We start from the raw sequence: 14,119 nt of genomic DNA on the forward strand, positions 1-14,119 counted from the left end.
ATCCACCCGACGCGGCGCCCGAATGTCACCGAGCGCCCCCATTTTCACCCGTCGCGGATGCGCCAGGCGTAGATACGACCCCCGGGGTGCTCGCCAACGTTTCCGTTCGTCGTGCAGAGTTACCGCTCGGAGATCGAACAGGCATCCGTTCGCTCGGACAGGACACAGAAGTCCACCCGCATCGGCGGACCGCAATCCGACCGGCTCCGTATCACGTCCCGCCGTCCGCTCCCGGCCGGCGCCAAGCCCTGGAGACCGCTGTGCCCCCTCCACTCGACCGGAACGAGATCATGCTCGCTGTCGTCGACGCCTGGCGCAGAGCGCTGGACGTCGAGACGGTCACAGCCACCGACAACTTCTTCAGTCTCGGCGGGAACTCGATGAGCGCCCTGCGGGTTTGCAGTCACCTCTCCGGTGAGCTCGGCCTGCAGCTGTCCATCAGGACGCTGTTCGAGCACAGCGACATCGCCGACTTCGCCGGTGAACTGGAGGTGCTTTCGGCCCGGTCGGCCGCGCCGGCGGGGGCGGGCCGATGACCGACCGCACCTTGCCGCGACAGACACCGACCGCGTCACCCTGGCTGTACGAACTCAAGGACGCCACCCGGCCCGCCACCTCGACCGTGCTGATGCTGCCCCACGCCGGGGGCAGCTCGCACGCCCTGGCCGAACTGGCGCAGGGACTCCCGGGGTCGGTGCGGGTGTTGTCCGGTCAGTACCCGGGGCGTGGACCGAGGACGGCGGAGCCCCTTGCCCCGACGCTCTCGCATCTGGTCGAGCCCCTGGCGGCCGCGGTCGAGCAGCACGTGGCGGGCCCGCTCGTGGTCTTCGGGCACAGCCTGGGCGCCATGGTGGGGTGGCAGCTGGTGCGGCTCCTGGAGTCGCGTGGACATGAAGTGCGAGGTTTCGTGCCTGCCAGCTGCAACCCCCCGCATGTGGCCCGTACGGCCGGCGGCGGCGAGGTGCCGCTGCGGGAGAAGAACGAGGTGCTCGCCTACCTGCGGCGTCTGGGCGGACTGCCCGAGGAAGTGCTCGACGAGCCCGAACTGCTGGATCTCGTCCTGGACATCGTCACCGCGGACTTCGTCCTCACCCAGGACTACCCGACCCCGGGCCGGGTGCGGCGCATCGCCTGCCCGGTCATGGCCATCGGCGGCGAGGACGACACCGCGGTGCCGACGGACCAGCTCCCTCGCTGGGCCGACTGCACCGAAAAGGAGGCGCGCTGGCGGACCTTCGACGGCGGGCACTTCTTCTACCAGGAGCACTTGACCGAGGTCGCCGGACTCCTCGCCTCCTTCTGAACCCTCACCGCGCCCGGCCGCCACCGGTCACCGGCCACTCCTTACGACCGGACGCCCACCGCCCTCTCAGCCCTGGCAAGCGCGGGCGCTCGGTCCCCACCAACGTCAAGGAGTCACATCATGCCTGAAGACAACACCCTGGCCTGGAAGGTCCTCATCAACGACGAGGAGCAGTATGCGCTCTTTCCCGAGCCACTGAGCACGCCGGGCGGCTGGCGGGAAGCCGGATTCACCGGCAGCGAGGAGGCCTGCGCCGAATACGTCGACACGCACTGGACGGACATGCGGCCTCGCAGCCTGCGGGAAGCGATGGACGGAGCCGAGAGCGCCGCCTGAACAGTCTGCCCGCGCCCGACGGAAGAAAGTTCGAACATGCTCCCCTACGCCTCCTTCAGATCATTGCTCGGGATCCGCGACTTCCGCCGGTACTACCTGGGCCAGACGATGTCGGCCTTCGGTGACTCGCTGGCCCCGCTGGCGATCGCCTTCGCGGTGCTCGAACTCACCGGCTCACCGGGCGCTCTCGGTCTCGTCGTGCTGAGCAGCCGGCTTCCGATGATCCTCCTCGCGCTGCTCGGCGGCGCGGTGGGCGACCGGGTCTCGCGGCGTCAGGTCATGCTGGTCACGGACTGCGTCCGATCCGTCTCCCAGGGCGTCACCGCCGTGCTGCTGCTCACGGGACACGCCAGCGTGTGGATGGTCGCCGTACTGCAACTGATCGCGGGCACGGGCTCCGCCTTCTTCAACCCGGCCGCCCAGGGCCTGGTCACCTCACTGGTGCCCAAGGACAAGCTGACCGAGGCCAATTCGCTGCTGGGGATCTCCCGGAGCACCGGCCAGATCCTGGCACTCGGTCTCTCCGGCGTGCTGGTGGCGACCGTGGGCGCCGGCTGGTCCATCCTCATCGACGGGCTCACCTTCGCGGCCAGCGCGTGCTTCCTCTACCGGTTGCCGCGCACCCTGGCCGCCGAGCGGCTGGAACGCCGCACCGGGCTGCTCGGCAGCGTCGCCGAGGGGCTGGCGGCCGTACGTACACGGGGCTGGCTGTGCATATGGATTCTGCACGTCTCGCTGGCCAACATGCTCGTCATCGCGCCGGCTGTGGTCCTCGGCCCCTTCATCGCCGACGAGTACCTGGGCGGGGCCCCCTCCTGGTCGGCGATCGGCATCTGCTACGCGATCGGCGGGCTGGCCGGAGGCATCGTCTCCGCCCGCGTCAAGCCACGCCGCCCCCTGGTGGCGGCCGCACTGTGGTTCTTCCTGATGGCGCCCTTCCCCGCCTTCCTGGCCCTTCCGGGCTGGGTACCCCTGATCGCGGCCGCCGGACTCGCGGCCGGTCTCCAGCAGTCCGTGTACGCGGTGCTGCAGACCACGACCCTCCAGAAGAACGTGCCGGGCGAGCTGATCGCCCGCGCCAGCTCGGTCTCCATGCTGGGCAGCCTGATCGGCGCCCCCATCGGCATGGCTCTGGCGGGCCCGGCCGCGGTGCAGTTCGGCGCACGTCCAGTCCTGGTCTTCTGCACGGTGACGGTGCTGGTCATCTCCACGGTGGCACTGCTGATCCCGGCGTCCTGGCGACTGGTCGCGGAGAGATCCGAGGAGCGGCAGTCCCCGAACGACGCCACGGAGAAGAAGGTCGAGGCATGAGCGGGGAACACGCTGGGACGCCGGTGGAGGAGCGGATACGCCTCCGCGCCCGGGAGACACCGGACGCGCCGGCCCTGGTCGACGAGGACCGCCGGCTGACGTACGCGCAACTGGACGCGCTCACCGACGCCCTCGCCGCGCGGATGCGTGGACTGGGCGTCGGCCCCGAGCGGGTCGTGGCCGCCTTCGTCCACCGGAAGCTGGAAGCCGCGGTGACGCTGGTCGCGGTGCTCAAGGCCGGCGGGGTGTACCTGCCGTTGGAGGCCGGAGCACCGGTCGAGCGCAAGGCGCTGATGCTCGCGGACAGCGACGCGGCGCTGCTGGTCGTCGGCAGCGGCGTGGACGCCGACGGGCTCGACACGCGAAAGCTCCACTGGGAGAAGCCGGAGGACGTGCACCCGGCCGCGCCGCCCGAGCCGAATGGTGCCCGGCCGGGCAACGCCGCGTACGTCCTCTACACCTCGGGGACCACCGGCCGTCCCAAGGGCGTGGTCATCGCCAGGGACCTGCTGGCAGAGCAACTGCGGGCCATCACCGCGGGCTTCGGGCTGCTCCGCGAGGACCGGATCCTTCAGTTCTCCCCCATGCATGTGGACACGGCGATCGAGCAGGCCCTCAGCGCGCTCACCCTCGGAGCGACGCTGGTGATCAGCGACGAAACGCTCAGCGTCGCGGGGATGCTGGAGTTCCTGGAGCGGCACCGGGTCACGGTGGCGCACCTGGCGACCGGTTACTGGCACGCGATCGCGAACTCCCTCGAGTGGCGGGACTGGCCCGGGCTGCCGCTGCGGCACATGATCGTCGGCGGCGACCGGATGTCCGTCAAGTCCGCCGAGCTGTGGCAGCGCAAAGCGGGCATCCCCCTGACCAACGCGTACGGCCCGACCGAGACCGTGATCACGCCCACCATCAGTCCGGTCACCGCGATCGACGAGGAGTTGGGCGCACCCCTGGGCGCGCCGATCGGGGACCGCACCGCGTACATCCTGGACGAGGACTTCAGGGAGTGCGGAGAGGGCATCGCCGGTGAACTGCACCTGGGCGGGGGGCTGCTGGCCAGGGGCTATCTGGGACGACGGGGCCTGACCGCGCGCTCCTTCGTCGCGGACCCGTTCAGCGACGTGCCCGGGGCGAGGCTGTACCGGACGGGCGACATCGTCCGGCGCATGCCCGGGGGGGAGCTCTACTTCATCGGGCGCAAGGACGGTCAGCTGAAGGTCCGGGGTCACCGGGTGGAACTCGGCGAGATCGACGCGGTGCTTGCCGCCCACCCTGCGGTGCGCGAAGTCGCCGTGGTGGCGCGCGAGGACAGCCCGGGCAGTCAGCGGCTGGTGGCGTACACGGTGCTCCGGCAGGACACGGTTACGCCGGCCGAGCTGCGGGCCCATGCCGCCTCGCGTCTCCCGGCGCACATGGTGCCCACGGTCTTCCGCTTCCTGGACGCCCTGCCGCTCACCTCCAACAGCAAGGTCGACCGCCGTGCCCTGCGGGGTGAGGCGTTCCGGCCGGCCGACACCAGGCGTAAGGGGTCACCCGTATGAGTACTCAGGACGTCGAAGCGGTCGGCTCGCGCGAAGCCGTCGAGAAGAAGGTCACCGCGATCTGGGAGAGTCAGCTGGATCTTCAGGGCATCGGCCCGGACGAGGACTTCTTCGAACTCGGCGGGCACTCCTTGCACGCGGTGGAGATCATCTCCCGGCTGGAACACGCCTTCGGCGTGGCGGTCCCGCTGCGCGACTTCTACCTGACGCCGACCACCGCCGGCGTCGCCGCGGTCGTGGTCTCGATGACGGGCCCCGGCCCCCAGCCGACTTCGACGCGTCACCTTCCGGCCTGACCAAGGTCACACCTTCCCTTCGCCGCCCTATCGTGCCGGCGAACCGCGAGCCGAGATTCCGGGGGTTCCTCCACCATGCGTTCCATCGAGATATCCGGACGTGCCATCGGTGACACGACCGACGGCTACACCATCGCCGAGATCGGCCACAACCACGGCGGCAGCGTCGAACAGGCCGTTCAGCTCTTCCAGGCCGCGGCGGCCGCCGGCGCGAGCGCCGTCAAACTGCAGAAGCGCGACAACAAGAGCCTCTTCACACAGGCGATGTTCGACGAGCCCTACACCAGCGCCAACAGCTACGGGCGCACGTACGGCGAGCACCGCGAGGCGCTGGAGTTCGGCCGGTCCGATTACGAGTACCTGCGCTCCGTGGCCGGCGAGCTGGGCGTGGACTTCATCTCCACCGCCTTCGACATGCCCAGCGTGGACTTCCTGGCCGAACTGGGTCTGCCGGCCCTCAAGATCGCCTCGGCCGACATCACCAACACGCCCCTGCTCGCTCACGCCGCCAAGAGCGGGCTTCCGCTGATCGTCAGCACGGGAGGAGCAGGGCTGGAGGACGTGCGCCGGGCCTGTGAGACGGTGCTGCCGCTCAACCCCCAGCTAGCGCTGCTGCAGTGCACGGCGATCTATCCGGCGGCACCGGACGACCTGCATCTGTCGGTGATCACCGCCTACCGCGAGGAGTTCCCCGACGTCGTGATCGGCTTCTCCGGCCACGACCTCGGTCCGGAGCTCAGCTGGGTCGCCTACGCGCTGGGCGCGCGGGTCATCGAGAAGCACTTCACACTGGACCACGCGGGCAAGGGAAGCGACCACCACTTCTCGCTCGACCCTGCCCAGTTCACCGAGCTGACCGAGGGCCTGCGCCGCACGCGTGCCGCGCTGGGCTCGCCGCGCAAGACGCTGGGCAACCGTGAGGCGGTCGCCGTGCGGAAAATGGGCAAGAAGCTCGTCGCCGCCCAGGCGCTGTCGGCGGGGCACGTGCTTACCGAGGGCGACTTCGCGTGCAAGTCCCCGGGCGACGGCCTCAAGCCGTACCGGATGGGAGAACTCCTCGGGTGCCGGCTCGCACAACCCGTGGCCGCCGACCAGGACTTCGCCCTCGACCTGCTGGAAGACGCCCGGTGACCCCCGATCTGTCGGGTGAGGTCGCCGTCGTCACCGGCTCCTCCGGGCGCCTCGGGCAGGTGTGGACGGCCGCCCTGGCCGGCGCGGGGGCGACGGTCCTCGGCCTGGACGTCGAACCGGACTCAGCCGCCGCGAGCGCACCGCACCTGTCGCTGCGCGCCGACGTGACGGACCGTGAATCCCTCGGGCGGGCGCTGGCGACGGCCATCGAGCAGGTCGGGCCTCCCAGCATCCTGGTGAACAACGCGGGGATCGACCAGCCGCCCAGCGCCGAGACGGGCAGCTGGCTGTTCGAGGACATCCCCGACGACCTCTCGGCGCGTGTGCTGGAGATCAACACCCTGGGGGTGCTCCGGGTCTGCCAGACCTTCGGCGCGGACATGGCCCGGCGTGGCCGCGGCAGCGTCATCAACATCGGCTCCCTGTACGGGAACGTCGCGCCCGACACCCGGCTCTACGAGCACATCGAGCTGGACCCGCCGTTCCTCAAGCCTCCGGCGTACGGGGCTTCCAAGGCCGGGGTGAGCGCGCTCACCCGCTACCTGGCCGCATTGTGGGGACCGCGCGGAGTCCGCGTCAACACGCTCTCCCCCGGCGGTGTGCTCGGCGGCCAGGACGCCACCTTCCTGGAGCGGTACACCAGCCGGGTCCCCATGCGCCGGATGGCCGAACCCGACGACCTCGCCGGCCCGTTGCTCTTCCTCGCCTCCGGCATGAGCGGCTACGTCACCGGCCAGGAGCTGCTGGTGGACGGCGGGTTCGTGTGCTGGTGACCACCGACAACGATCCAGGAACATCCCGTACGACTGGAGAATCCGTGCCCCATCCGCTGCGCCGGGTCCCCGTGCGCGAGTTCGAACGTGTGCTGGCCGCCATCGATGAACCGTACGAGCGGACACGCGCCTTCGCGGCGCTCTGCCGCGTCAACACCCTCTACATGGTGACAAGGGCAGGCTCCGGACATCTGGGATCCAGCTTCAGCGCTGCCGATCTGGTCGCCCAGCTGCTGCTCCAGGAGATGGACGAGCCCGGCACCGACGACGGCGACGTCTACTTCTCGTCCAAGGGCCACGACGCTCCCGGCCTGTACGCCGCGCTGATCGGACTCGGGAAGCTGCCGGAGGAGGACCTGCACCGGCTGCGGCGCCTCGGCGGGCTGCCGGGCCACCCGGACGTACACACACCGCACATGCCCTTCAATACCGGTTCGCTCGGCATGGGCGTCTCCAAGGCCAAGGGCCTGATCCTCGCCGACCGGCTGCGCGGCCGGCGGCGCCGTGTCTTCGTCACCATGGGCGACGGAGAACTCCAGGAGGGCCAGGTCTGGGAGTCGCTGAGGGGCGCCGTGCACCATCGGATGGACGAGCTCACCCTCATCGTCGACCACAACAAGATCCAGTCCGACACCTGGGTCCGGGACGTGAGCGACCTGGGCGACCTGGAGGCCAGATTCCTCAGCCACGGCTGGGGGGTGCTCCGCTGCGACGGCAATGAGGTGGCCGCACTCGCGGACGCCTTCGGCGCGCGGCGCGAGCGCTTCCCCGGGATGCCCGCGGTGCTGATCGCCGACACGGTCAAGGGCGCCGGGTGTGCCACCTTCGCCGCCACCTCCATGCCCGACGACGAGTGGCGCTACCGCTTCCACAGCGGCGCGCCCTGCGAGGAGGACTACCTCACCGCCCACGCCGAGCTGGTGGAGGCGGCCGCGACGATCCTCGCCCGCCACGGGCTCGGCGAACCGGATCTGGTGTCCGAGGAGCCGCGGGTGGCACCTCGTCCGGCCGGCGAGCGGCTGCCCGAGGTCTACGGTGAGGTGCTGCTGGACCGGGCCGCAACCCATCCCGGGATCGTCGCCCTCGACGCCGACTTGGTGCTGGACACCGGACTGATCCCGTTCTCCCGGGCGTACCCGGACCGCTTCCTCGAGTGCGGGATCGCCGAGCAGGACATGGTGTCGACGGCGGGCGGACTCGCGGCCGGCGGGCTGCTGCCCTTCGTCCACTCCTTCTCCTGTTTCCTCCACGCCCGGCCCAACGAGCAGATCTACAACAACGCCACCGAGGGCCGGCGGGTGGTCTACGTCGGTTCGCTCGCCGGGCTCCTTCCGGCGGGCCCAGGCCACTCGCATCAGGCGGTCCGGGACGTCTCCGCGCTGGGGGCGGTCCCCGGCCTGGTGATGCTGGAGCCCGCCAACGCGGCGGAGCTGACCGCGGCTGTGGACTTCTGCCTGGAGTCCGAGGAGAGCGTGTACCTGCGCCTGGCGAGCGTTCCTGTGCCCGCCGAGAGCGCGGCCATCGGGAGCGGCCCGCTCCAGCCCGGTCACGGACGCACCGTTCGCGAGGGCGACCGGGTCGTGGCCGTGGCCGCGGGCCCGGTGGTGCTGACGCAGCTGCTGCGGGCCGCCGATCTGCTCATGGCCGACGGCGTCCGGCTGCGGGTCGTGAACCTGCCCTGGCTGAACCGGGTGGACGAGCAATGGCTGACCGGGCTCGCCGCCGAGGCGGACACGCTGGTGGTGGTGGAGAACCACTACCGGCACGGCGGTCAGGCCGACACCGTGGCCCGGGCCCTCCTGGAGGCGCGGGTACCCCGGCTGCCGGACTTCCACGGAATCGGTCTGACCGAGGTTCCGGTGTGCGGCACCGAGGACGAAACCCTCGACGCACACGGCCTCAGCGCACCGAGCCTGGCCGGGCAGATCCTCAAGGCCGTCCGTTCCCGCTGAGCCTCACACGCCCAGCAGACCCCCTTCACAAAGGAGTTCTCACCAGTGGAGACCATCCGCAATACGATGCAGCGTCCTGATCCGGCCCTGCTCGACGCCTTCCGCGAGGTGCTGAAGGAGTACAGCCCCAGCTGTCTGGTCACCGACGCCCGTCGCCGCGTCGGCGCCATCGGCGGACTGCTGCCGGTGCTTCCGCAGCACAAGATCGTCGGCCCCGCGCTCACCGTGAACCTGTCCATCGACGACCTCGTCGACTGCATGCCGGTGCTGGCCCTCGCCGAGCCCGGTGACGTGATCGTGGTCGCCTGCCACGGCACCACCACCACGGCGATGTGGGGCGGGCTGATGTCCACCCTGTCCCTCAAGGCGGGAGTCGCCGCCGGCATCGTGGACGGGGCGGTTCGCGACGTGGACGAAATCCGCGACCTGGGCTTCCCGCTGTGGTATCGCAGCACGGTGCCGAGGCCGTCGCCCACCGCGGTCCACGACCGCACCGAACCGGTCCAGGTGAACGTTCCGGTCGTGGTCAACGGTCAGGTCATCTCCCCCGGCGACATCCTGGTCGCCGACGAGAACGGCATCGCGGTCGTCCCCCAGCTCGGCGCCGAGGACGTGCTGACCGGTGTACGCCGGCAGATGGACAAGGAACGGGTGGTCCGCGAGCGGATCAACTCCGGCGCCACGGTGCAGGAGCTCCTCGTCGAGTTCGGTCACCTGTGAGCAGCCGGCCCCCGCGGGTCTATCTGACCGGCGCCGACGGGATGCTCGGCACGGCGCTCACCGCCGCCCTGGACGCGGACCCGGCGACCGCTGACTGGCCGCTGACCGGGGTCTCCGTCAAGGACTTCGACATCGGTGACCGTGCCGCCGTGGCCGCCTCCATCGACGCCTTCCGGCCCGACGTGGTGGTGCACACAGCCGCGCACGCGATCGTCGACGACTGCGAACAGGACCCCGCGCTGGCGCTGCGGGTCAACGTCGCCGGGGTGCGCCACGTGGCGGACGCCTGCCGCCGCACCGGTGCGCGCCTGATCTACGTGTCCAGCGACTACGTCTTCGACGGGGAGCACACCCCCGACCGGGGTTACCGCGAGGAGGACCTGCCGGCGCCCCGTAGCGTCTACGGCCTGACCAAGCTCGCCGGTGAACGCCTGGCCGAGATGGCGCCCAGGCACGTCAACGTCCGCACCTCGTGGCTCTTCGGGGGTGTGGACGAAGGCCTGGACACGGTGCTCTCCGTGGTGCGCGGGCTCCAGCGGGGCGAGCGGTCCCGGCTGATCGGCGATCAGTTCAGCTGCCCCACCTACACAGTGGACCTGGCCCGGGCCCTGGTTTTCCTGATGACCGACGGGAGCGACGTCACCGGAACCCTGCACGTGACCAACCAGGGATCGGCCAGCTGGTACCAGGTCGCGTCGGAGATCCACGCGCTGCTCGGCGCGGACGCGGGTCCGGCCCCCGAGCCCGTGTTCTTCGAGGAAGCCGGATTCATCGGCGGCCGGCCGAGGAACTCCACCCTGGACACCGCCCGGCTGCGGAGCATCGGGCTGACCATGCCGAGCTGGCAGGACGCGGTGGCCCGCTACTGCGACACCCTTGTCCCGACCCCGGTGGGGAGCGGCCGATGACCCCCCGGGGATCCACCACGGCCTGGAGCAACTGGGCCAGGACCGTGCGCTGCGAGCCCCGGTACCGCATCGCGCCACGGAGCGAGGAGGACATCGCCGCGGCCGTGACGCGGGCCGCCGAGCGGGGCCTCACCGTGCGGGCGGCCGGCTCCGGCCACTCCTTCAATCCGCTTGCGCTGACCGACGGCGTCATGGTCGACCTCTCCCGCTACTCGGGGGTGGAGCACCTGGACCGGGAGGGGCGGACCATCACCGTGCGCGCCGGGACGTCGCTGGCCGAGATCAGCGCCGTGCTGGACCGGGCCGGCCTGGCCCTGGCCAACATCGGCACGCTCGCCGAGCAGACCGTCGCCGGAGCCGTCTCCACCGGCAACCACGGCACCGGTCTCAAGCACGGCACCTTCGCCGACCAGGTGGAGGGACTGCGTCTGGTCACCGCCGACGGCGGCGTGCGCGAGCTGTCCAGGGACGGCTCCGCACAGTCGCTGCGCTGCGCCCGGACCGCGATGGGCGCGCTGGGCGTGATCAGCAGTGTGACGCTGCGCTGCGTGCCGCGCTTCCGGCTTGCCGCGACCGAGCGGACCGAGCGGCTGGACACGCTACTGGAGGGCTTCGAGGAGTGGGCCGGCAGCGCCGAGCACGTGTCCTGCTCGTGGTTGCCATGGAACGACACGGTCTGCAGCCGCCTCCTGAACGCCACCGAGGACGCTCCCACACCGGGGGCGGGGCGACGGCGGTACGCCACCACGCTCTCCGAGGTGCGGTGCGGCCTGGTGGGCCTCGCCGCCGGGGCGACCCCCGCCGCGGTGCCCCGGCTGAGCGGATTCCTGTCCGGCCGGGGCGGCGAACCGGGGGCGCACGTGGACGTCAGCCACAAGGTGTTCACCTTCCCCCAGCCGGTGAAGTTCGTCGCGCTGGAGCACGCGTTGGCGCTCGGTGACGTACCCGAGGCGTTGCGGCGGCTGCGACGCACGCTGCGCCGGGCCGGCCGCTACTCGCCGTACTCGGTGCTGGTACGGGTCGGTGCCGCGGACGACGCTCCGCTCAGCCCGGCCTACGGGCGCGCCACCGGCTACGTCAACCTGACGGTCCCCCGGTCAGTGGCCTTCCTGGAACTGCTCCGCGTGGTCGAGCGGGAACTGCGCGACCTGGGCGGGCGGCCGCACTGGGGCAAGGCCCACACGGCGACCGAGCAGGTGCTGGCCCCGCTCTACCCGGAGTGGGACGCCTTCCAGGGGGTGCGTGCCGATCTCGATCCGCGGGGCCTGTTCACCAACGACTTCGTCGCCCGCGTCCTCGGCCTCGTCCGCCCGGCCGGAAAGGCGGGCTGACGAAGTGATACCCCGTGCGCTCTTCCTGGACTTCGACGGCCTTATCTGCGACACCGAGCGCGCCGCCAGACGCTCCTGGGACGAGACCTGGGCGCGGCTCGGCGTCAGGTTCCCCGAGGAGCTGTGGGAGCGGATGGAGGGCCGGGCCGACGGTGAACAGCTGGCGCTGGACGCCCTGGGCGCGGCGCTGGGCCGGCCTCCGGAAGCCGGGGTGCGGGACACACGGGCCTTGCTCAAGAAGCGGCTCAGCGAGAGAGAGCCGCTGCGCCCGGGTGTCGGCCGGCTGCTGGCCCTGGCCCGGCGGGGCGGACTGCCGCTGGCCGTGGTCTCCAGTTCTCCCGCGGCATGGGTGGAGGGTCACCTCGCCCGGCTGGGAGTACGCGACCACTTCGCCGTGGTGGTCACCAGGGAGACCGCCGAGCGGCACAAGCCCGCTCCCGACCTGTATCTGGCGGCCCTGGCGCGGATGGGCGTCGCGCCCTTCGAGGCGGAGGCGCTCGAGGACTCCGCCGTCGGAGTCCAGGCGGCGCGCTCGGCGGGGCTGCGCTGTGTCGCCGTCCCCGCCTCCGGCGGAGCGGCGGAGCGGGTGACCGAGGCGGATCTCGTGGTTGCGGACTTCGAGGAGTACCTGCGGCAGGCGGCGTGGACGGACGTGGACGAGCGACAACGCGAGAACCGGTGGGCGGGATGACTGCAGAAGCAGAAGCCATGATGACGGATCGGCATGTGGCCACAAAGACGCCTGCGTGGCTGTGGCGCTCGGGCGAGATGGTGCCCTGGAACGACGCGCTGATCCATGTCAACGCCGTCGGCCACGCCTCGGCCGCCGCGATCTTCGAGGGCATCCGTGCCTACCGCTCCGCCGACGGCCGCTCGCTGCTGCTGTTCCGCCTCGAGGACCATGTGCGTCGGCTGCTGGACTCCGCCCGAATCTGCCGACTGGATCTGGGGCACACTCAGGACGAGTTGGCCGCGGCGGTCGTCTCGGTGCTGCGGGCCAACGGATACCGGGAGGACGCGTACGTCCGCCCGTGGGCGTTTGCCAAGGGCTTCGTCAAGGAGCAGATGGTGCCGGCGGACAGCCTCTGCGAGGTGGTCGTGGACAGCTGGCCGTTCTCCAGTGAGCTGGCCGCGCCGGACGGCTGCCGGGCGGCGGTGAGTTCCTGGACGAGGATCAGCGAGGCGTCGATGCCGCCCCGGGTGAAGGCGTTCTCCAATTACCACAACGGCCGCCTTGCCGCTATGGAGGCCCGGGCCAACGGGCACGACCACCCGATCCTGCTCAACGAACGGCACAAGGTGAGCGAGGGGCCGGGCGCCTGCGTCGCGCTGGTACGGGCGGGGAGGGTGATCACGCCTTCGCTGACCAGCGGGGTGCTGGAGAGCGTCACGAGGGACACCGCGCTGCACCTGCTGAGCGAGGTGATGGACATGCCGGTCGAGGAGCGCGAGGTGGACCGCACCGAGCTCTATCTGGCCGACGAGATCTTCTTCATGGGAACGGCCTGGGAGATCCTGCCCATCACCTGGATCGACGGGCTCCGGGTGGGGTCGGGGAGTCCCGGACCGGTCGCACGACGGTTGCGTGAGATCTACACCCGGGTGGTGCGCGGCGAGTCCGCTTCCCACCGGCACTGGCTGACCGAAGTCCCGACGACCGGAGACGAAGAATGACCGACGTTCAGAACTGGCTGCGCACCTGGTCCGTCGCGGGCACGGGAGAGGAGGCGCGGCGGGCGGTCCTGCTCTGCTTCCCGCCCACCGGGCTCGGCGCGTCCACCTTCCGCCCCTGGCAGGAGCACCTGGGCTCCCGGGCCTTGGTCGCGGGGGTCCAGCTGCCCGCGCGGGAGGAGCGGATCGAAGAGGAGCCGCCCCGCACGGTCGAGGAGGTCGCGGAGGCGGCCGTCGAAGCGCTGGACGCGCTGGTACCGGCGCGGGGCCTCGCGCTCACGCTGGTCGGGGTCGGCTCGGGCGCCGCACCGGCGCTGGAGGCCGCCGCGCTGCTGCGGGACAGGGGCGGGGCGGTGCGCAGACTGGTGGTGGCCACCGCCCGGCCGCCGCACTTCGTGGGGTCTCCCGGCGACGAGACCATCGACCAGGCCACCGGCATCCTGAACCAGACCGACGAGGAGATCGTGGCGTCCGGCTGCTCCTGCCTGCCGGGCCTGGAGGTGGCCGCCGAGCTGGACAGCTGGCTGGTCGAGCGCATGCTGGTGAGCTTCCGCGGCACGGTGCGGATGATCGCCGGCTACCGCTGGACCCACGAGCCGCTGACCTGCCCGGTCGAGGCGTGGCACGGAGCCGACGACCGTCTCGTGCGCACCGAGCACAACGAGGGCTGGCGGCAGTACGCGGCGGGCGGCTTCTCGGCCCGGTCCTTCCCCGGCTGCCACGACTACTTCACGGTCAGCCGCAACGCCATGCCGCCGGCGCTGGCCGCGCTGCTGGACGTGGACGAGGCCGCCGCGACCCACGTCGACTAGTCCAGGAACGACGCGGCCGCGGCAACACGACACC

General features: G+C 71.1%; 15 protein-coding genes. All 15 read left to right on the top strand.

Features of this window, described 5'->3' with window-relative positions; genetic code table 11:
- Positions 1 to 260: 260 nt before the first annotated feature.
- The 15 genes from ABTX18_RS29920 to ABTX18_RS29990 all read left to right on the top strand — a co-directional run bounded on the left by ABTX18_RS29920 (position 261) and on the right by ABTX18_RS29990 (position 14,085).
- A complete protein-coding gene (locus ABTX18_RS29920; RefSeq protein WP_352125912.1) occupies positions 261 to 536 on the top strand; it encodes a phosphopantetheine-binding protein in 276 nt (91 codons plus the stop codon).
- Positions 533 to 1,303, top strand: a complete 771-nt coding sequence (locus tag ABTX18_RS29925) for a thioesterase II family protein (RefSeq protein WP_352125913.1) — start codon at positions 533 to 535, stop codon at positions 1,301 to 1,303. Before ABTX18_RS29920 ends, ABTX18_RS29925 begins: the two co-directional genes overlap by 4 nt.
- Before the next feature lie 120 nt (positions 1,304 to 1,423).
- Positions 1,424 to 1,639, top strand: coding sequence for an MbtH family protein (locus tag ABTX18_RS29930; RefSeq protein ID WP_352125914.1), 216 nt, complete (start codon positions 1,424 to 1,426; stop codon positions 1,637 to 1,639).
- A 36-nt stretch (positions 1,640 to 1,675) separates the two neighbouring features.
- A complete protein-coding gene (locus ABTX18_RS29935) occupies positions 1,676 to 2,950 on the top strand; it encodes an MFS transporter (RefSeq protein WP_352125915.1) in 1,275 nt (424 codons plus the stop codon).
- Positions 2,947 to 4,491 carry an amino acid adenylation domain-containing protein gene (locus ABTX18_RS29940; protein WP_352125916.1) on the top strand — a complete coding sequence of 515 codons (1,545 nt, stop codon included), beginning with the start codon at positions 2,947 to 2,949 and terminating at the stop codon, positions 4,489 to 4,491. Before ABTX18_RS29935 ends, ABTX18_RS29940 begins: the two co-directional genes overlap by 4 nt.
- Positions 4,488 to 4,787 (top strand): acyl carrier protein, encoded by a 300-nt coding sequence (locus tag ABTX18_RS29945; protein WP_352125917.1) that lies wholly within the window; start codon positions 4,488 to 4,490, stop codon positions 4,785 to 4,787. The genes ABTX18_RS29940 and ABTX18_RS29945 overlap by 4 nt, the downstream gene beginning before the upstream one ends.
- A 75-nt stretch (positions 4,788 to 4,862) precedes the next feature.
- On the top strand, positions 4,863 to 5,918 hold the full coding sequence (locus ABTX18_RS29950; protein ID WP_352125918.1) for an N-acetylneuraminate synthase family protein: 1,056 nt from the start codon (positions 4,863 to 4,865) through the stop codon (positions 5,916 to 5,918).
- Positions 5,915 to 6,691 (top strand): SDR family oxidoreductase, encoded by a 777-nt coding sequence (locus ABTX18_RS29955; protein ID WP_352125919.1) that lies wholly within the window; start codon positions 5,915 to 5,917, stop codon positions 6,689 to 6,691. Before ABTX18_RS29950 ends, ABTX18_RS29955 begins: the two co-directional genes overlap by 4 nt.
- A 44-nt stretch (positions 6,692 to 6,735) precedes the next feature.
- Positions 6,736 to 8,643, top strand: a complete 1,908-nt coding sequence (locus tag ABTX18_RS29960; RefSeq protein ID WP_352125920.1) for a thiamine pyrophosphate-binding protein — start codon at positions 6,736 to 6,738, stop codon at positions 8,641 to 8,643.
- Positions 8,644 to 8,688: 45 nt separating this feature from the next.
- Positions 8,689 to 9,363: an RraA family protein gene (locus ABTX18_RS29965; RefSeq protein ID WP_352125921.1), complete on the top strand. Its 675-nt coding sequence runs from the start codon at positions 8,689 to 8,691 to the stop codon at positions 9,361 to 9,363.
- A complete protein-coding gene (gene rfbD, locus ABTX18_RS29970; protein ID WP_352125922.1) occupies positions 9,360 to 10,271 on the top strand; it encodes a dTDP-4-dehydrorhamnose reductase in 912 nt (303 codons plus the stop codon). Before ABTX18_RS29965 ends, rfbD begins: the two co-directional genes overlap by 4 nt.
- Entirely contained in the window at positions 10,268 to 11,602 is a 1,335-nt protein-coding gene (locus ABTX18_RS29975) for a D-arabinono-1,4-lactone oxidase (RefSeq protein WP_352125923.1), read from the top strand. The genes rfbD and ABTX18_RS29975 overlap by 4 nt, the downstream gene beginning before the upstream one ends.
- A 4-nt stretch (positions 11,603 to 11,606) precedes the next feature.
- On the top strand, positions 11,607 to 12,293 hold the full coding sequence (locus ABTX18_RS29980; RefSeq protein WP_352125924.1) for an HAD family hydrolase: 687 nt from the start codon (positions 11,607 to 11,609) through the stop codon (positions 12,291 to 12,293).
- A gap of 35 nt (positions 12,294 to 12,328) precedes the next feature.
- The gene (locus tag ABTX18_RS29985; protein ID WP_352125925.1) at positions 12,329 to 13,276 is read left to right on the top strand and encodes a branched-chain amino acid transaminase; all 948 of its coding nucleotides are present in this window, start codon (positions 12,329 to 12,331) and stop codon (positions 13,274 to 13,276) included.
- Entirely contained in the window at positions 13,273 to 14,085 is an 813-nt protein-coding gene (locus ABTX18_RS29990) for a thioesterase II family protein (protein ID WP_352125926.1), read from the top strand. The genes ABTX18_RS29985 and ABTX18_RS29990 overlap by 4 nt, the downstream gene beginning before the upstream one ends.
- The last annotated feature ends 34 nt before the right edge of the window (positions 14,086 to 14,119 follow it).

The organism is Streptomyces sp. NPDC096323 (genome assembly GCF_040302845.1).
Lineage (GTDB): Bacteria > Actinomycetota > Actinomycetes > Streptomycetales > Streptomycetaceae > Streptomyces.